We start from the raw sequence: 18,343 nt of genomic DNA on the forward strand, positions 1-18,343 counted from the left end.
CATTTTCGTATATTTACTAAATGCTTTATACTCTAGGCTTTATAATGCTGACCTGGCTTTTTTATAAATATGTTTTCAATCGAAAACCTAAAGATTCTTTTGCACCTAACTCAAAGGAATTAATGAAAAAATATCCTTTTTTAACCGATGAAAACATTACTAACGGTTATACCTATAAAAAACCAAAACAAACCAATATTCAAATAAATATCACTCATAACCATTTACATATTCACCCTACAACTTCAGGAAGCCAACACCCCCCGAATCAACATTAACTTTCAAGAAAGAAACATTTATCTGAGTTAAGTCAACATCAATACTTTCTATATTCTGACCGATTAAGGCTAATTCCATTTTCGCATTATACCAATTCCCGAAATTCTCCGGTATTGATGGGTTATTGGTAATAAACACCGCCCCGTCTATTTCTATTTCGCTGGCGTGGTTCGTACCGTCTATTAAACCGTGGCACATTTCCATACTCATAAAACCTAAGTCTAATTCATAGACAGCCTTAGAAGTTGAACTAATAAGTTCTATGGTTTCATCACTCTGATGTCTCTCGCTCTCATTTTGCCCGATATAAGTAAAGGGTTTAACGTATTTCTGTCTCCTAAATGGTTTTATTCCGGTGCTATAGTTAATAGTATCATTTTGCCTAATATTACGCCATGATATTTTGTGATGTTTCGGCAGACTTGCGTTTACTCTCTGTAATTCACTTACAAAAGAATCATCCCCGTAATCAATTTCAACTACAAATGCTTCTCCTATCGTATCAATAGAACTCATGTTTACCTGAAACTCAAATATCTCAAAAGGATGTTCCACGTGCTTTGTCCAAATTGGCACTCCTGTAACTGTCCCCTGGGCATCTAATTGAGTAATTGCATAGGTGGCATCATCTTCAAACAGTAAACGTTCAATCTGAGTTACCCCTACCCCATCAATCTTAACAAAAACCCCTGCCTTGTACCATGATGGTAGTCTCCCGTTTAAAATATGTCCCTCAGGTTTAGGGGTTATGCCATCATCTTCATAAATATTTCCTGACGTAAAATAAATAGCTAAGCGACCTTCTTTTTCTGTGAAATTACCTTCGTAGATATTAAGTCGATTAATATTGTTTGACTTCTGAATAACAGAAACTTCTTTTTCGCTCCCGCATTCGTATATTTTAACCGTATGTACCGGGTAACTGGATCTAAATTGTATAGGAACAATATCGGTAGTTAACCAATCCTGAAATACTTTAGCAGGAGCATTAAAAGTGATCTCCTCAGAAATTTGTCCTAAGAAATTATCTTGACTTCTATCTACAAAATACATGGCATTATGAGCCGGGATTTCTATTTTCTTCGGTACGGTGTTTCCGTTTACTTCAGCTTCGGTAATGGTAAACGCCAGTGATTTTGTACATCCAAGATCGTCTTTGACATAAGCCGTATAACTTCCGGCTAATAATCCTCCTAACTGATTGCTTCCGCTGTAATTCGTGCCGTCAAACGAATAGGTTTTAGTGAGTCCGCTTGTACTCTTAATAGTCGCAACCGCTCCAAAAGGTGAACCCTGTTTATCGACTTTCGTAAGCGCCAGTACAGGTGGGGCGTTAAATAAGATGGTTTTTTCAGGCTCGCTATCCCCTGAAACCTTAAACAACTTAATAATCCCAGTGGTGGCATTGGCGGGTCTTGTGAGATCTACTGCATACGGGTTTCCGTCTGTAGGGTCTTGACTGGCTATTTGTGTGCCTATCGGACTTTCTACAACTATTTTCCCGCCTGAAACATTGGTAGTAACGGTTAATTTATAGTTTCCGCATGGATTAGAGCTAGCCTCTGAAGTGGCAGCGCTTAAGGTGCTTTCTGTTTCCTGAGTAGTCGTGGTAATTTCTGAAGATACAAATAACAGACTTTGATTATCGAAAGTATCAAAATGCGTATTATCAAAATGCTCTATGGTAACAATCCCGTGAAGCGTTCCTGAAGGCAGGTCATTCCCAGCGGCATCCTGAGACGTGGCGTAGTAATTAACTGTGTACTCACCGCTTAAATTATCGTCTTGCTCAAAGGCATTTTTAAAACTTCCTGCTAAAACTGTAGGACTGGAAGGGCTTTGAATTGTCCCAATAGATACCTGCCTTATTCCTAATCGCTGTTCTTTAAAAATATAGGTTTTGCCAGTCGCAATAGTAATCGTATTGTTGACTGATCCCGTATCAAAAAACCGTAATTCTAACTTAGATGCCATAGGCTTTCAATAATTTAAAGGTCATTTTATCTTTTGCTTTCACGGTGAATATGTATGCATACTCACTTCGGTTCTGTTCGTTGGTGAATTCCCAAAGGCCGTAATAATTGTTTACTCGTCTACCATTAATCAGGGTAGTATCGAGTAGCTTTTCTAATAGTTCCTGATCGAAATACTTTTCCGCATCAATCCATTCAGGTTCAAATAGTGGTTTATCTAAGTCGGCAATCGGTACATCTGCATTTTCTTTGAGGTAGTTTTCACCGACCTTCTTAGTCTTTAACTCGCTATTTCCATTCGCATTTAGGAATTGAATATTTTTATCCTGAAGTTTAACAATGCCGTTATTAAACCACCATGAATGTCTTTGCCTGTTTCGTGCCGGGGTCAGGTTATAATTAAATCCCGTTTCAGGGGCATATGTTCCAGTAGGGGCTTCCTCAAAATCATCCTGCCATGTTCTAACGGTGAATAATTTGTTTCTTCTTTGGCGTTGGGTGTCTTTAACATCTATTAGGAAATTATCCTTATCCTCATTCCTATCGGCATCTGGAAAATCGTCATACTGATACCTTCGTGTATATTCAACTCCATAAGGATCTGTTCTGCTCTCCCCTAATGCCTCATATTCATTGTCAACAATAGTTAAAGGTGTCCGGCTTGTCATCTGGGTGTTATACTCGTCCAGCCCTAAAGGTTCTTCATAATCACCTCCTTTTATGTAACCAAACTTTAGCGATTGATAACAATACTCTGAAGCAGTGGAACGCTCGATTATTTTTAATTTCCCTAAATGACCCACTACGGTTCGCTGAAAGAAAAATTTAAGATCTTCTAATATGATATTCTGCCTGTTTCCATGAATAGAAATACCATACCCCACCGGTAATACTGCGTGAATAGATTTATAGGCATTTTCAAAAGACAATTCCAACGGCCATTCCTTCAGGTTTCCTGCATCATCTTTTCTTTTAAGATTTCTCACCCATCCCCCAGGCAATAAGACCATGTTATGCGAACTATCAGTTAGAAGTGTAGAATCATTCCCGTCTAACAAATGACTCTCAAAACCATTCACCTTCCCGGTGTAAATTTCAGTAAGTCGGTTGAAACAATCCCATAATGTAAGACAAGGCGAAACAGTGGCCGGGTAAAAAGAATCTTCCTCACGGGTCATAGAAGCGGAGTAATCCCCTATTTGAATGATCGCGTCCCCTTTACTGATCCCATCCCCGTATTTACCCTGCATAAACAGACCAACAGAATAGCTTTCTCCTTCAGCCGGTACATGAGGGAAATCAAAGTTTACATTAAATACATCCGTTGGGCTGGTTGCTACCGGGTCTCCAATATCTAATAAAGTGTATTCCTGTAGTAAATCATATGAATCTCCATTACCATAAACCCGAAATACAACTTTCATTGACAAGTCAGAAGCACGGGTTAAAACCATGCTTGGAATAGTGAATGAAGCGGTTAATTTTAAGTCTGTTTGCCCCCTATCACGGTCTGCTATCAAATAAAACATCTGATCTGCTCCAGGAATGTCATTATCTGAGCCGGGACGTTCAAAACAACTACTTACATTTTCAGAATCTGCGTTTACAATGGCATCCATAGGGAAGCACTGAAAAGCTGTTCTGAAGTCATTTCCTGAGTTCCATAGCCCTGAATTAACCTCAAACTGTGTAGTATTTCCACTAGAATGTTCCGATCTTAGAAACACTTTTCGCCCGTTTAGTTGTATATCATCCCTTTTTAGTGGTGTGATAGTGTTTCCTTCAATATCAGTAGTTCTATTAAGCTCAAACTTCTCCCTTAATTGTGAGGTTAATATTTCTCTAAGCCCCCCTTCTACAAAATTAATCTGTAGTTTACCGTCTTTGATTTTACGGGAAGAAAAATCTAAGAAACCCTCTGAGTGCAAACGCCAGTCATCCGTTGTAGGGTGCATTTCTTTTCGTACCATGCGGCACTTGGCATGAACTCCGTGTAACTGCCAAAGGTTTTCTAAATACTGCTTAGCTTCCCCTATAAATTCAAGGTTATTTATTTGCTTAATAAAGATCCCAAAAGTCTTTTCACTACGGCCTATCTCGGTTTCGCTATTTTTATAGCCGGGAGGGTCTTTATGAAGTACTTTCGTACCTAAGACTGAATATAATGTTATTTCGACTCTATTACTAAACATCCCTTCTTCTTATAAAGTTCATTTCCTTAGCAAATTCACTTGCTAACCTTCCGTAATTTGGTGCGGGTGGTGGCGTTTGTTTCTTATTGTTCCCTTCCTGAATCGCTTTTAATATTTCCTTATTAAAGTTTTGTTCTGTCTGCCTGTTATTTAATGCTTTAGCCTGACTCTGTAGGCTTGTCATTATCGCAGCCTGATTTAGCTTATCTAGGGTTAAGCCCTCCAGGTATTCCGGTACACTTGATATTACATTATCGCCCTTATCCAGATAAGTATAAGTCGGCTTATTAGGAGTTATGTATTTAAACCTTCCCTGGCTATCGGTTACAACCTCAGATTTACCACCGTCCCCAACTTCTGCAAGCTCCGCTTCACCTCCTTTACGCCCGTGCTTATATTTAGGGATTGGCTTAGCTAGTACTGTTGCTAATTGAATCGCTCCTAACGCTCCTATGGCTATAGAAAGAGGTATATTAGGTAAAGCTTCCACTATGGCGGCAGCGGTGTTTATTGCAATAGAGAAAGCGGCAGTAGCCTTGTCTATTTTAGCCTGTTTCTCCTTTTCTTTCGCTATTTTCTTCTGTAGTGCTTTTTCCCTTTCAGCACGTTCCTTTTCTAGTTGTTTTCGCTCGGTATCGGTTAGATTTTCATTTTCTAACCAATTCTCATACATTTCATTGTTCTTCTGAATCTCATCCTCATACTTTTGGATCTTACGTTCAGAAAATGCCATTGCAAGGCTTCCAATTTCATAAACCACGTCACCGGCATACTGCATCCAGTCAGCAAGCTTTTCCTTTTTAAGCTTGTTTTCTTCATCAGCCTGTTCGATCTTCTTTTGAGACCATTTAACGAACTCATTATAATCCCATTCATAAGAACTTGCAAACTCATTCATTAGGGCTTGCATATCCTCTCCAATTAACCCGGAAAGGTTTTCCATGCCAGCAAAAATTGCATCAGAGTTTAAAGCTGAATCCCCTATTTCAATTTCAATACCATCGAATACATCGCCATTACCCTTTATATCTTCAATAGCTTTTTTAAACTCCTTTATCTGGTCTTGAAGTTTTTTCCATGCAACGGGATCTGAAATAGAATCAGCTGTTTTCTCTGCTACTTGAATTAAATCCTCAAAATATCCAATGCTCTTTTTTATTTCTAAATTCCCTTCACGGATTTCAGAAATGCTATCTATATCTTTTCGTTCTTTAAGTTTTTTGTTGGTTTTATCAATAGCATCGGCATTTTTATCTTCTTTTTCTTCGTAAGAGTTGGTAATGTCAAAGTATTTAAGTTTTTGCCCAGGTGCAAGCGGGGCTAATGAACCGTTATCCTTTACGAATTGGTCTATTTCTTCCTGAATCTTCTTTCTATTGATCTTTACATCAGAATAAGCAGAACTCCAAGCTCCGGCAAAGGCATCTTTCACTCGTGTATTCCATCCTTCTAATTCTTCAAAAGCTTTAAATATACCCCCGCTCTTAAAAGTATTATAGAAGTCTGAAACTTCATCTTTCAGTTGCCCTAGTGACTCTGTAAAGGATTTTATAGTAGTTGTTACCCCTCGCAATAATTCACCCCAAAACTCAAATATAGATATTGACAATAACCCTTTAATGATATATAATACATTGACGGTATTATTTAAAGCCCCGGTAAGTAAATCAGATTCCCTTACTAATTTTCGGATGCTTTCATACATCCCGGTAAAATAATTAGTTGAACTTGTTACCTCTACGCCAAAATCCTGTATATCTTCTGTGGTATCGGTTATTTTTTCGCCAAGTGAATCGAATGTTTTAATTAAAGTTTTGGAAATAAAGTTATTTCCTTCCTCCATTGACCGTATCGCTTGATTAAAGCTATTTGATAACCGTCCCTGTGCGGCTGCAAGAGTTTCAACTTTATCTATTTTATCTAAACTGAAGGTTTTTTCTAATTCATTCGCAAATCCCGGAAGTACCTCTTCTGAAATAACATTACCTAATTCCAATTGTTTACTAAGTTCCTGGGTAGTTAAACCCATAGACTTAGCGAGTATTTGAAATGCACCCGGTAAACGCTCCCCTAACTGTCCCCTGATTTCTTCAGCTTGCACCTTACCTTTAGACAATATCTGCTCTAATGCTCTGATCGCCCCATTCACCTCTTCTGTAGATAATCCAAGTACCGCACCAGCTTTAGCGGTTTGCCTAAAAATATCCTGGGTTTCAGCAAGCGTAAGGTTTGTTACTTTAGCTGAAGCATAGAATTTTGTATAGGCTTTTTGAAGTGTGTTTATCTGAACCCCTGTTTCTTCTGCCAGGTCTTTTATAAAACCCTGTGCTTGTGAAAAATTTTCAGAATTCTCCGTAACCTGAGCAAGAGCCTTATTAAGAGCATCAATTTCCTTTACTTGCTGGAATATTTGTCTACCTATATCAACAGCAGAAACAACCCCAAAAGCAGCCATAGCAGAAGAAATTAAACTCCCTGCTTTACTCCATGCTTTCCCGTAATTACCTACTGACCTTTGAAACTGTCCTACATTAGCATCTACCTTTTTTAGCCTGCCGTCAAGTTGCTGTATCTCCCTTTGAAGTTTTCGGGCTTCCTTAGAGTTTTCACCCTGTACTAACGCAACGTCCTTATACCTTCTCCTTAACTGATTTAATACAACTGATTGCTTCTGATATTCAGTGGCTAATTTGGATGATAAAACAGCCTGCTCTCTGTATTTTTTATTGAGCTGGTTTGTCTCAAATCTAGTTTTCTGAAGATCCTTGTTATGTGAACTCTGAGCGGAGTAGAATTTAGCCTGCGCACTCGCAAGGGCTTTTTCTAGTCGTGCCTGTTCTTTAAGTTGAATATTAACCTGTTTACGATAGGTAGCAGATTTCTGAAGTCTATCATTTAATTCTTTTGGCGTTCCTTTATCTAAAGGTGTACTGGCTAATGTTTTGGCACTTTTAGCAGCTTCAAGAATGGTTTTATCCACTTGAATCATTCCATTTTTTATCTGCTCTATGGTATTTAGAGCTTCTTTTAATGACTTATCAAAAGTGTTCTTTGCCATTATGCTGCTTGTTTCGAGTTTAAGGCTTCATTAATCCATCCTAGCCACTCGGTTACTGATATGTTTTTTAAGTCAAGCTGAATCTTACAAATACGCTGAATCTTTATTTTAAGATCAATCGTGCTTATCCCTTCTTTTGAAAAATTCTTTTCTTCAAAATCTTCAACAGCCTTGTTTTTCTGCTCTAGCTTCATCTTAACAACCTTCATTTGATTGTTAAGCCTTTTCAATTCATCTATAAAGGGCTTACCCTCGTTTAGTAAGAATTGATACCTCCTAAGCGTATCTATATATTCCTTTTTAATATCCTTATCCATTGAAAAAGACCTTCTCGATAACTGAGTCAACAGAATTGATCCATAATAAACCCGATCTTCTAACTCATTTCTATCATAAATCAACTCAAAGTAGAGTAAGGTTTTATTGTTCCCGGTCTTTTCTGAATATTCATTTAAAATATTATCCCATACCTCTTTAGCCTTTTCCTTTTCTCCCTTAGAAAATTTTAATTCCCCATATTCATAACCATATACTAAAAAGCGTAAATCCTGAGTCTTTTGAATCTGGTCAAAATTCCACTTTGATATTTCATCACAATTTTGGTAAAATCTCATATTTCTACGTTCTCCAGGATATGTTCTAGTAAATCGGGTAAAATGTGTTTATCGTTTATGGTTTTCTCGTCCTTTGGCGTATTACCAAAAATGTCTTTCCCGTATCTTTCAACTAATTTATCTCGCTTGGAATCTTCGCTTTCTACCTCCCATGTAGTTCCTTTAAACCCAACAAAAAAACCTTCATAAAAATCCCCTGTATCTCTTAAAGTAGTACGATTATAAGGCTGCCCTTTTTCTTTCTTAATCTCTACGGTAATAGGTTTGTATTTACCACCAATAGAGTCTAAGGACTGATCTAAAGCGTTTTTTCCTGAAAATAAATTAGCAGTGTTCAATGCTGTGATAATGCCCTCATTGTTTTTTACAGACTTTTGGGCTACTTCGGTCAATTCGTTAGTAACCTTATCTATTGATTTAAAAGCTGTATCTAAAAGTCCTGAAGTCATATCTTGTAAAAAAAAGCCCCACCCATTGCAGGTAGGGCAAACCAACCAACCTAAAAAAAAGAATTAAGAAACCACCTCGGTAACTTGCGCACCTCGGTAAACTGTAGTCCCATCTTTAATAATTGATACAGTGGAGGCAGTAGCATCCCATGTACTCAATTTGATCTCGTCACTAGATGCAAGTGCTGGGATTCCTGAAATTGTGTATTTCCCTGGAATACTAGAGTCTTCTGCAATAGTAACAGTTGTGCCGTCAATTGGTACGGCTGTGCCATTTACAATTAGCCTGAAGTCATCAGCTACCCCTCCGGAAAAAGCGGTTGAACCGTCTTTTAACATTGCGGTAAAAGTAATTTCAGTGGCAGCAGCAGCGAATGAAGTCAAATCTAAATCAACATCATTAATCCCCTCTACTTTCAATGGTCTGAAAGGGAGGTTGTCAGCAGCAAAGTAAGCGGCAAACTTATTATAATCCTGTGGGTTATTAAGTTCAACCATCATTCTCACTTTACCAGCTACTGAACCATCTGACTCGGTAAATGGATCTGTATCTAATAGACCAACTGAAGCCCCGGTAATTTTAGTACCGTTTTTAGTAAGCTTCATGTTTCCTTTAGCATCTAACATTACGAAGTCATAAACATCGTTAGAGTCATAAGAACTCATAACCTCCTGAAGTCTGTCATCTTTATCCCAAGAGAATCTATACTTGTAAATTCCCTTTCTGGAAAGTGAACTAAGGCCAAGCGGTGAAGTTTCAACTACGTTTTCTTCGGTTAGTCTCTCAAAAGAGAAACCAAGCGGCATAGGGATAATATTTCCCTTTTGGATCTCGGCTGCGATTCCTTCAGCTGTCAGGTCGGCTATAGTGTTATAGTCAAAACCTCTTTTTGACAACCAGAAAGAACGGGGCATACCTTCTTTAAAACTGCAATGCTTTAGACCTGTCCCCTTTTGGGCGGCAATAGCGCAGTTAACTAAATTTACGATATCTTGTGCTGTTATTGGCATCGTTTATTTTTTTACTTGTTTAACAATACCCTGGTCTGCATAAAATTCTCCGGCTTTGGGGTGCATTTCAACTGTCTTACCAGCCTGAACAACTCCTTTACCAAAATTCTTTGCATACAGGACTTCATATTTATCACGGCTTACTTTCTTTTCAACCGTTTTTTCTGTTTTCTTCTTATCTGCCATGTCTAGCATTTTTGAGTTAAATAGTACGATAGTTTAATCTTCAGTGCGAACAAATGCCAGGGCTGTAAATCGTCTTTTTGAATATCCTTTGTATTGAACCCTTTAAAGACAGTATCAATGCCTTTTTCAAGTCCTTCATAGGTAAATTCAAGCGGTACTTCTTTTAAGAACATAGCCGCTAAACGGTGTGCCTCTGCATCTGCTCTATGGGAATCATCCAACTTAGAAAGATCCATCCAAAACACAATTTTAACCGGTGCTGTATAAACAATACCATCTTCTGTGTCATGGTCATCCCCATCAATAAAAAAGAATGAACATCCTTTTGTATCGTCCAGGTAAACACTTTCATAATCCTTCACGTTAACATCATAACGCTTTGGTATAAAACTGTCATCCTGGGGGAATTTATAAACCCTTCCAAAACCTTCAATACTTGTAAAATGATCTGAAAGACCATCATACAAATCTGCCTGCATATCTTTAATTGCAACATCAATACCTGAAGGATTTGAAATTAAGTGGTTCATAAAAATTTTATTCTGTCATCATCCCAAAATGTGACTGTCCCTATCGTATTTACGTCTAAAGCGTTATCGGTATTAAAGATGTCCCGGAGTCTTTCTACTTCCTTTCGATAAGCACCCATGATACTTACTTTATCAGGAAAGTTAGGATCTCCGTTCACATCAAAAAACACCTGTTGGGCGTATTCCTTTGCAATAAGTTCCCTACGATTTGATCTTGCTGTAGTCCAGATAAGTTCCCCTAATTTGATAGCCATTCTTTTTGCATAAGCAGCATCAAACAGGTTTTCTTTCCCGGTAAGATCATTAAAATCGTAATCACTCATTACATCGTCAACCACACTTAAAGAAACCTGGTCTTTTAAATCACTCAAATAATCATTTAACTGTTGTTCCGTAGGGTTCGCAGTTTCCATTAAGGCTCTGATAGTTTCGATCTTTACAAAGGAATGTTCATCCTGAAAGTATCTCCCACCATCTGAGGTCTGATTATTTGCGTCAATGGTATAGTTAGGGTCGGCCTTCCAACCTACCCTAACCTTTACCAAGTCTCTAAGCTCTAAACGATTCATCTATTATAGTTGTCCTACTCCGAAAATGGTAGTTTCTCCGGCTGTTGAAATAGGTGCTTTTACAAGTGCTATCTCAGCAGAAACCTCCCACTGGATTACAAAATCTTGCTCATCACCTCCTACAGCAGAACGATCTGCTCTATCTACATAAGCAGAAAGCGCACAAGTGATACCATTCAAGTAAGGGTTTTCAATAGTTCTAAGTCCACCTACGTAAGAATTAATATCTCCGTAAGAAGATCTGTTTTTAACAGGAGTCCAGTCAACAGCTCCGATAGTTCCCTGTGGTACGAAATAACCCATTCCACCAGCATAAGCAGCATCAGAAAGACCTACAGCCTGTACGATGTTTGCGTTGTTCAACTGATAGCCGTAGTTAGTGGCGTTACCTACTCCCTGGTTCCCTTGGTAAACAGCCTGAGCATATTTAACAGGGTCAACAATAGCGTCAAACTCACCAGAGTAATAGTTCTGCATAAGCATAGACTCCGCATACTGATAATAGAAATCTTTATCAGCAGATGCAATTTCCCAGAAATTAGTAGGAGTTGCATCAGCGTTTAGAGATCCGTTAGCAGTAGCAGCATTCACAGCTGACTTATTGGTGTCAAGATACCCTATAGAATCTGCATGAACATCTTCAGCGATGTTTTTAAGCATATTCTCAAGTTCATTCGCTATAATCTCAGAATCACTGTAAATAGTGTTTTCTGCTAGTTTGATAGAAGTACTACCTTTATCTACATACTTCTTCCAGGTAAGCGTAACTACACCACCATCACCTTGAGAACCGGTGTGCCTTGCGGCTCTGGAAGTAGTTGTTGATCTTTTAGATCGGGTCAAGAAATTAACGTCTACTGGACGTTGATGAGATACACGAAGTTCGCTAATATTTGGAACTGTGATCTGCGTTTGCCTTGCAAAAGGAGAGAATGAGCCGTTAGCCTTAAGTCTTTTTTCAGGGGCTTGGAACTGGCTCAAAATTCTCGCTTGCGCTTTTGCAAGAGCAGCATCTGCATAATTTGCCATTTGCTTTAAATTTTAAAAGTTAATTTTTCGATTTAAAACAGACAGTATCTTGCTGTTTTTGAGCCAGTATCTCGGCCTATGTATTTAAGTAGATTTGAGGCTACTTAGCTGGCGTTTTGTTTTTCATATTCCATTAATGCCCTTACGCCTTCGGGTGAACTAATGGGTTTATTTTGTTGTTTCTCCCAATTGTCTATAAATTGGTCTTCATTACCTGGCTTCTGGTTACCGTTCTGGTTACCCTCCCCTCTGCCGGGAGTTTTAAGCTTGTAATTCTCTGAAAAATCTTCAAAAACATTCTTATAATCTAAATAAGATTGTGTTTTAGGGTCTTTTAATGGTTGTCCATTGGACTCTATAAAGGTTTGACCGTTCTCATTTTCCTTTACTTGGTGCTTACTTAGGAATAAGGTTAAAACATCTTCTTTCGGTATAGATGTTTCTGCCGGCATTATTCCTAAAAGGTCTGCTTTAATACCATTAATTTTATTTTGCTGTTTTAGACTTTGTAATTCAGACGTAAGATTAGTTACTGTTTCTTCATTCGCCTGGTTTACTTTGGCTAAATCTGCTTCCAATTCTTTCACCCGTTCTGAAGAATCTTTCTGATATTTATTTTTCAGTTTTTCTTCGTGGTGTTTGAAAAGGTTATCAAAGGTCTTTCCTTCAAAATCAAGTTCGAGCTTCTTTCTAAGCTCTTTTACCTTCATTTCCTCAAAAGCCTTTTTTGCTTCATCGTACTTGTTAGAATCTCTGTTATTTAATTCTTCTTCAGAATAAAATTCACCTTGCGGCTTTTCAATAGATTCTTCTTCTTCGCTGCTTATCTTGGCGGTAATATCTTCCACCTTTACACCTGATAGCTCAGCGATCCATTCAAGTGTATCTTTACTTAGTGCCATTCTTTATTTTTTAGAATCTGATTTTTTAGAAGCTTTCTTTTCTTCTACTTCCTCCCAGATAACAATATCTTTATTTGATTTCTTTTCTTTAGCCTCAGCCAATTCACGTTGCGCCTGAATTTTGTAATGCTGTGCTACACTATCCACTACCTGAACAACTACCTCTTTTGGTTCGTCCAGTCGGGAAACTTTTTCTTTAACGTCCTCAGTCTTTTTTACCTGACCGTCAATAACGATCTTACGTACCTTTTTAACTGTTTTCATTGATTTGATTTTGGTTAACATTTCCGGCTATCTCCGGCTTATTTTCAGAATAATATTTTTCAAAATCTGCTTTCAGCTTATCCGCTTCAAGGTCTAAGTCAATATCTGTATTGATCCATTGACTAAATACTAACTTTTTATTTTTTTGTTCTTCATTAACCATATCCATTAATTTATAATGCGGATAAGGTTCTATTGAGAATATTTTCTTTCGCTTCTCTAACATGGTTAAGTCGTTCTGAAACTCAGCCATTAGATATTGCTCATAATGGTAATCTAACGTGGTTACTGGAGCTTGCTTTTCTTTCGCTTCCATGTATTTCTTCCATAAAGCATCAGGAGTTTCTATTAGAAAACGTTTCCCCCATCTGGAATCAACCTTAGCTTCCTTCTTATACATGATCTGAGCCATGAAGGTAAGAAGCTGACTCTCTTTAGTTTCACCGCAACGGCTTACACTATGTAACTGCTCATTGATTGGCTGTACATTGATATGTGTTTCATACGCGGTCTTCTCTTTATCTTCCTGATCTACCAGATAAGCACCCCACAAAGTAAACTGCATATCCTTTTCACTATCCTGAAGATCCTCTTTCATTTGCTTCCAGGCATTGATAGGAGTGTCTATATAACCGGCTACATTATTTCCTAACATCGGCTGACCTTCTTTTGGGATAGGTAGACTTATACCATCGGAAACATCAGTTACCTTTTTAAGCCGTGAACCATGACAGGTAGGACAAGTAATATAAGGTTTAGTTGTTCTTTCGTCTACATTAGGATTTGCTATTTGCCCTTGACCTTCACAGGTTACACACTTCATAGCATGATACCACCACTTAGGGAATAAATGAAGGAACTTGTAAATAACAAATACAGAAGCACTTCTAAGATATTCCTTTAGTGCTTCATCAACTTTATGTAAAAATGGTTTCTTTCCTTTGGTGACCTTATCTACAATCCCACCTGGAACAATTGCAGGAACAAAGCCGTAATTATGCTGTAGTAAATGATCGTCTTTAAAACCGTCTACACCCTTTCTATTTCCGTAAGGCTTTAATTGGTCATTGTGGACGTAGTATAAAACATCCTTAACATCGTCAAAAATACGGTAAACCTTTTTCTTTTCTTTTTCCCCGTCTGTTTCTACCTCTATTTCTCCATGCTCTAAAACAAGATATTTAAAACTATCCCATTCTAATTCATAATCATGGATAACATTAATATTCTTATAGGTAGGATAAGCCTTTTTACCCTCTTTATCGGTTTCGACTAAAATAATTGAATTTGGGTCTACTACAAAAGCATCTTTCCAATAGCTTTCCATCCATTCCCTCATAGAGATACCTTCAGGAAGTTGGTCTATATGCGCTTCAAATTCCTCTTTAAACTTATCAGAAAGCCCTTCTATTTGAATAGAGCCACCGTTAGCATTAAATACCTTGTTGATAGGACTCAGCAAGTTATGTACTTTATCCTTTGTAGACCTGGCTACTTTTTCCCTTAGTTTTCTTTGAGCTTCGTTTTCGTAGTTTCGTATCTTCTCTAATTCAGAAGCAACATCCCCACCGTTCACATATATGTCCAAAACATTATGCTCATCTCGCCAGGGGGCAATAGATGAGTTACGGGGTTTTTTTAAAATCTCTAAGATCTGATCGTCGTTTAAGACCATAGATATATTTGGGTATGTAACAAAGATACACAAATTATTTAGAATGGTTCTAAATAAGCAAGTTTTTTTTGTTAAATTTTTAGGTTTAACCGTGAATATTGATTATAAGCACGTATTTTAGTGAGTCTAAACCAATTCAACAATGAAAAAAGTACTATTATTACTCGTTTTTATAGGTGTTTCCTGTAGCACAGATGATGACTGTAAATATGATCGCAGTGAGATTACTATGCAGTATGAAGCTATCTTAGAAAACGATATGACGCCCTCTCAACGTGCTCAGATAGAAAAAGAATATCAGGCTAAGTTAGATGAGTCCTGTTAGCCTAACGGTTAAGTTTAAAAAAATGCTATTTAAGTCTGTTTAGTAACCGGATTATATCTAATTGCACTTGTATAGTTATAACTAACACCTCACATTCATTTACAGAAAAGTTCCTCTTATAGGTTTCAAGGGTGTGACCTATTCTGCAAAGTTCTTTTTCGGTCTGGCAATTACTTATAATTAAAACCGATTCATCCAGGGTGTAAAATGCCATTAGTTCAAATGTTGCAGTTTCTTAAAAATATACCGGGCTAACATTCTTTTACTCATATTCGCTGGCCGGTTGAGTTCAATCTTTACCGTTGTTTCATTCTCAAATTCAATAGAGTTCAGAATATTACTCTTTGGTTGGTCGCTTGTCTGCATAATATTTGGTGTTTATTGGTTTCTGTCTTAATGCTTCTTTAAGCTTGGTTAAAAGTTTTATTTGTGCTATTTTAATATCAATCTTCGCCATTTTCTAGTAAAAAGTTAGCCATAATAAGAGGGATTTCCTTTTCTTCAAATTCCTTACATTGTTTTTCTACATTTTCCCAGAAACTCATAGCATCATCGTATAATATTTTTGCAAATTCGTCTCTTGTAAGTATTCCTTTCTTATCTCCCATAATTAGTAACTTATAAAATAATCGTCTGATTGGTTTAAATCAAAATAAGCTCTCATTAAAAGAGTATCCCTCCAGTCAGGAGACCTTCCAATATTTTCTTTTATATCTTTCTTAGGAAGTAAATATACTTTCCCATCCTGGTCTGCTTTATGGTTCTTTAACTGCCCTAATTCCTCTATAATTTCTTCTTTCTCGGCTTCACTATAATCGGCTGCTAAATACAATTGATGCTCGTTAACCATTTTAGCTAAGTAGAAACCGCATTGCGTCTGAAGGTTATTGTATTCCGGCTTCTTATAATCTTCACCGGCATCTTCCCGGAAAGGCTTAGCGTTATTCACAAAACCTATAATATCACAGTTATCGACTACACCACCCCCTACTCCGTCCTGATCTGCTATGCAATGATGTTTAGGGATTCCGTACATAACCCGGTATAAATTAATACAATCCTGTATCTCAGTTGTCTTTGAGATCTCATAAACTTTATAATCTATTACTTTCCATCCTTCCCATACCTTTACAATCGCTTTATCAGATCCTAGACGAGCAATATCTGCTGTAAGGTATCTTTGACCTTCTTTTACATGATCGTTCTTAAAAACGGCTATTATGTCATCGTATGAGCATAGTGCGTGTGGGTCGTCATCGTAATCAAAGTTACCATTAATCAAACGTTCAATAGTAATCTTATGCCCTTCTTTCTTAATATCCTCTATCCATTCTTTAACTGAAGGGTGAGGGTTATCGCTTGGAAGTGCCGGTATAAACTTAACGTGTTCTTTTTCTTTATCAGTTTTAAATGGCTTATAGTATCTACTGTAAACATGTCCTTTATCCGGGTTAAAGGTTTCAAGCATCTTCTTTTTAAGACCATACTTTAAGTTGTTCCTCCAACCGGTACGAGTAAACAATATCCTTATGGCTTCATACATAGATTCGTTTGACTCATCATGTGCGCACCTGGTTAACTCATAACCTCCAAATCTAAGGAATAAAGGGTCTGTAGGTTTGTAAGCGGAATCAATTAGAAATATCTCTGAACCATTTGAGAAAGTGATAATGTTTAGTTGCTGATTATATTTGTAATCTACATCTTTCTTAAGACCATAAAAGGCAAAGCTATTGAATAGGGTTTTTACTACTGTTCTCTTTAGGTTCACTAACTCTTTACGAGCCATGCCCCAAGCAACTTCAGGATAAGCTAAGCAATCAAAGATAGCGCAGAAACATTCTAATACTGTTTTCCCGGATCTCGCACTACCTCCATACCCAACAAACAGCGTAGTATCGTCATTAAGTAAGGTTATGGCTTGTTCTTGCTTAGGGGTCATATAGAACAATTCCCCGTCGGACAGTTCGCCTAGAGGAATAGAAGTGTATTGTTTTCGCTTATAAAGCTCAATATATATTTCAGTGCTATGATTCAAGCTTCTTAGTGGCTTTTGCTCTCTCTATCAATTCTTCATTAGTCATTGAAGAAGTATCTACTGGTGGATTCTTTTGCTTATTGTGATCCTCGTATAATGCCAGTAATTTGTTTTGCTCTTTTACAGCGTTTATAGCGTCGTTATACTTCTCAGCTATCTTAGCCATATCCTTTAACTCGTTAAGCTCTAAAATCTGGCTCTCTAGCGTTATCTGAAGCTTATTAGAAGTATCTTTTTGTTTCTCTTTCATGTAATCCGCCACGTTAGTAATTGTTAGTATTTTACTAAAGTTTACTTTCGCTGTTTCTTCTGAGCAATTAGGGTAAAACTTTTTATAAGCCTGTGTTCCGTTGAAACCATTAACTAGGTATTCATCGATCACAAGTTTATATTTTTCAAAAGTCTTATCGGTCATTCTTTGTAGGGTAAATGGTAGATTTGGGAATCTAACGGTTTTATGTGTTAAAATCTATATTGGTTAATGAAACGGTGGCTTTATTTATAGTCTCACCTTCATCATTTATATCATAAAATAATTTTAAGGTTGTAAAATCAACACTCCATTTCTTTCCGTAAAGCATTATACAGGCATCACTATTCATACCTTTATTTCCAAACTCAGCTAATAAATCTTCAGCGAGTTGCCCTTCGGCTTGTATTTCCTGTGTTGATTTTTTCATGCCGTTACTAATCTTTCGTTAATTATATCGTCTGTCTCGTTCCAGGATCTTAATACTTCTATTCTTGTTTCGGGTTCTGCTGTTTTAAAGAGACTCGGTTTCCATCCTTTAATCTTATAGGTTCTTCCAATGAGTATTCCTGAAGGATGGGGAGTGAAACGCATTTATTTTACTTATGCTGTGCCATTATAAGAAGCCCTTTATGAGATTCTTTTTCTGGTTTTATATTGTCTTCGCACCATTTTTCTAAAGCATAGGATTCAATACCGCTTTCTGATTCAATAGTTAAAAACCCTTCTTTATTTAAATGTGCCTTCATTGATGTTTCGCTTTAAAAACTCCCTAACGTTCTTTAAGCAGTCGGGGCTACTCGGTTCATGTATTGCCTTTGAATATTAAGGAGTTACGTAAAGATAATAAATTTAATTATAATATAACGGTTACGCATAAAAAATATTGGTGAAAAAATTAATTCAGGTATTGGATATAATAATTCCCGAATTGTTTTCCAGGTGCATATCCGTTTCTTTGGCTAAATAGAAGTTTATGTTTTCTTACGTCTTTAACGA

Annotated in this window: 21 protein-coding genes; 1 reads left to right on the top strand and 20 read right to left on the bottom strand. The window is 37.3% G+C overall.

Annotated elements, in window-relative coordinates:
* Nucleotides 1–237: 237 nt before the first annotated feature.
* From LU635_RS05005 to LU635_RS05065, 13 genes are all read right to left on the bottom strand, one after another.
* The gene (locus LU635_RS05005) at nucleotides 238–2,253 is read right to left on the bottom strand and encodes a hypothetical protein (protein WP_240096848.1); all 2,016 of its coding nucleotides are present in this window, start codon (nucleotides 2,251–2,253) and stop codon (nucleotides 238–240) included.
* Nucleotides 2,243–4,444 carry a hypothetical protein gene (locus tag LU635_RS05010; RefSeq protein ID WP_240096850.1) on the bottom strand — a complete coding sequence of 734 codons (2,202 nt, stop codon included), beginning with the start codon at nucleotides 4,442–4,444 and terminating at the stop codon, nucleotides 2,243–2,245. Before LU635_RS05010 ends, LU635_RS05005 begins: the two co-directional genes overlap by 11 nt.
* Nucleotides 4,437–7,502 carry a tape measure protein gene (locus LU635_RS05015; RefSeq protein WP_240096852.1) on the bottom strand — a complete coding sequence of 1,022 codons (3,066 nt, stop codon included), beginning with the start codon at nucleotides 7,500–7,502 and terminating at the stop codon, nucleotides 4,437–4,439. The genes LU635_RS05010 and LU635_RS05015 overlap by 8 nt, the downstream gene beginning before the upstream one ends.
* Nucleotides 7,502–8,116 carry a hypothetical protein gene (locus tag LU635_RS05020; RefSeq protein WP_240096854.1) on the bottom strand — a complete coding sequence of 205 codons (615 nt, stop codon included), beginning with the start codon at nucleotides 8,114–8,116 and terminating at the stop codon, nucleotides 7,502–7,504. The genes LU635_RS05015 and LU635_RS05020 overlap by 1 nt, the downstream gene beginning before the upstream one ends.
* Complete coding sequence (locus tag LU635_RS05025; protein ID WP_240096856.1) at nucleotides 8,113–8,565, bottom strand: hypothetical protein; 453 nt, start codon at nucleotides 8,563–8,565, stop codon at nucleotides 8,113–8,115. Before LU635_RS05025 ends, LU635_RS05020 begins: the two co-directional genes overlap by 4 nt.
* A gap of 63 nt (nucleotides 8,566–8,628) precedes the next feature.
* Nucleotides 8,629–9,480: a hypothetical protein gene (locus tag LU635_RS05030; protein ID WP_240096858.1), complete on the bottom strand. Its 852-nt coding sequence runs from the start codon at nucleotides 9,478–9,480 to the stop codon at nucleotides 8,629–8,631.
* A 99-nt stretch (nucleotides 9,481–9,579) separates the two neighbouring features.
* Nucleotides 9,580–9,762: a hypothetical protein gene (locus LU635_RS05035; protein WP_240096860.1), complete on the bottom strand. Its 183-nt coding sequence runs from the start codon at nucleotides 9,760–9,762 to the stop codon at nucleotides 9,580–9,582.
* A 2-nt stretch (nucleotides 9,763–9,764) separates the two neighbouring features.
* Complete coding sequence (locus LU635_RS05040) at nucleotides 9,765–10,292, bottom strand: hypothetical protein (RefSeq protein WP_240096862.1); 528 nt, start codon at nucleotides 10,290–10,292, stop codon at nucleotides 9,765–9,767.
* Nucleotides 10,289–10,861, bottom strand: coding sequence for a hypothetical protein (locus tag LU635_RS05045; protein WP_240096864.1), 573 nt, complete (start codon nucleotides 10,859–10,861; stop codon nucleotides 10,289–10,291). Before LU635_RS05045 ends, LU635_RS05040 begins: the two co-directional genes overlap by 4 nt.
* A 3-nt stretch (nucleotides 10,862–10,864) precedes the next feature.
* The gene (locus LU635_RS05050; RefSeq protein WP_240096866.1) at nucleotides 10,865–11,890 is read right to left on the bottom strand and encodes a hypothetical protein; all 1,026 of its coding nucleotides are present in this window, start codon (nucleotides 11,888–11,890) and stop codon (nucleotides 10,865–10,867) included.
* A gap of 104 nt (nucleotides 11,891–11,994) precedes the next feature.
* Nucleotides 11,995–12,792, bottom strand: coding sequence for a hypothetical protein (locus LU635_RS05055; protein ID WP_240096868.1), 798 nt, complete (start codon nucleotides 12,790–12,792; stop codon nucleotides 11,995–11,997).
* 3 nt (nucleotides 12,793–12,795) lie between these two features.
* Nucleotides 12,796–13,056, bottom strand: coding sequence for a hypothetical protein (locus LU635_RS05060; protein WP_240096870.1), 261 nt, complete (start codon nucleotides 13,054–13,056; stop codon nucleotides 12,796–12,798).
* Complete coding sequence (locus LU635_RS05065) at nucleotides 13,043–14,731, bottom strand: hypothetical protein (RefSeq protein WP_240096872.1); 1,689 nt, start codon at nucleotides 14,729–14,731, stop codon at nucleotides 13,043–13,045. The genes LU635_RS05060 and LU635_RS05065 overlap by 14 nt, the downstream gene beginning before the upstream one ends.
* 142 nt (nucleotides 14,732–14,873) lie before the next feature.
* On the opposite strand from LU635_RS05065, the gene LU635_RS05070 reads away from it, so the two are divergent.
* On the top strand, nucleotides 14,874–15,056 hold the full coding sequence (locus LU635_RS05070) for a hypothetical protein (RefSeq protein WP_240096874.1): 183 nt from the start codon (nucleotides 14,874–14,876) through the stop codon (nucleotides 15,054–15,056).
* Nucleotides 15,057–15,269: 213 nt separating this feature from the next.
* Here LU635_RS05070 and LU635_RS05075 read toward each other — a convergent pair whose 3' ends face one another.
* The 7 genes from LU635_RS05075 to LU635_RS05105 all read right to left on the bottom strand — a co-directional run bounded on the left by LU635_RS05075 (nucleotide 15,270) and on the right by LU635_RS05105 (nucleotide 18,093).
* Entirely contained in the window at nucleotides 15,270–15,422 is a 153-nt protein-coding gene (locus LU635_RS05075; protein WP_240096876.1) for a hypothetical protein, read from the bottom strand.
* Nucleotides 15,423–15,499: 77 nt separating this feature from the next.
* A complete protein-coding gene (locus LU635_RS05080) occupies nucleotides 15,500–15,664 on the bottom strand; it encodes a hypothetical protein (protein ID WP_240096878.1) in 165 nt (54 codons plus the stop codon).
* A 2-nt stretch (nucleotides 15,665–15,666) separates the two neighbouring features.
* Nucleotides 15,667–16,998, bottom strand: a complete 1,332-nt coding sequence (locus tag LU635_RS05085) for a hypothetical protein (protein WP_240096880.1) — start codon at nucleotides 16,996–16,998, stop codon at nucleotides 15,667–15,669.
* A gap of 85 nt (nucleotides 16,999–17,083) precedes the next feature.
* Nucleotides 17,084–17,509, bottom strand: coding sequence for a terminase small subunit (locus LU635_RS05090; RefSeq protein ID WP_240096881.1), 426 nt, complete (start codon nucleotides 17,507–17,509; stop codon nucleotides 17,084–17,086).
* Between the two features lie 40 nt (nucleotides 17,510–17,549).
* On the bottom strand, nucleotides 17,550–17,774 hold the full coding sequence (locus tag LU635_RS05095; protein ID WP_240096882.1) for a hypothetical protein: 225 nt from the start codon (nucleotides 17,772–17,774) through the stop codon (nucleotides 17,550–17,552).
* Entirely contained in the window at nucleotides 17,771–17,938 is a 168-nt protein-coding gene (locus LU635_RS05100; protein WP_240096883.1) for a hypothetical protein, read from the bottom strand. Before LU635_RS05100 ends, LU635_RS05095 begins: the two co-directional genes overlap by 4 nt.
* A 5-nt stretch (nucleotides 17,939–17,943) precedes the next feature.
* Nucleotides 17,944–18,093, bottom strand: coding sequence for a hypothetical protein (locus tag LU635_RS05105; RefSeq protein WP_240096884.1), 150 nt, complete (start codon nucleotides 18,091–18,093; stop codon nucleotides 17,944–17,946).
* Nucleotides 18,094–18,343 lie beyond the last annotated feature (250 nt).

Origin of the sequence: Christiangramia crocea, from assembly GCF_022410465.1 — a bacterium.
Taxonomy (GTDB): Bacteria; Bacteroidota; Bacteroidia; order Flavobacteriales; family Flavobacteriaceae; genus Christiangramia; species Christiangramia crocea.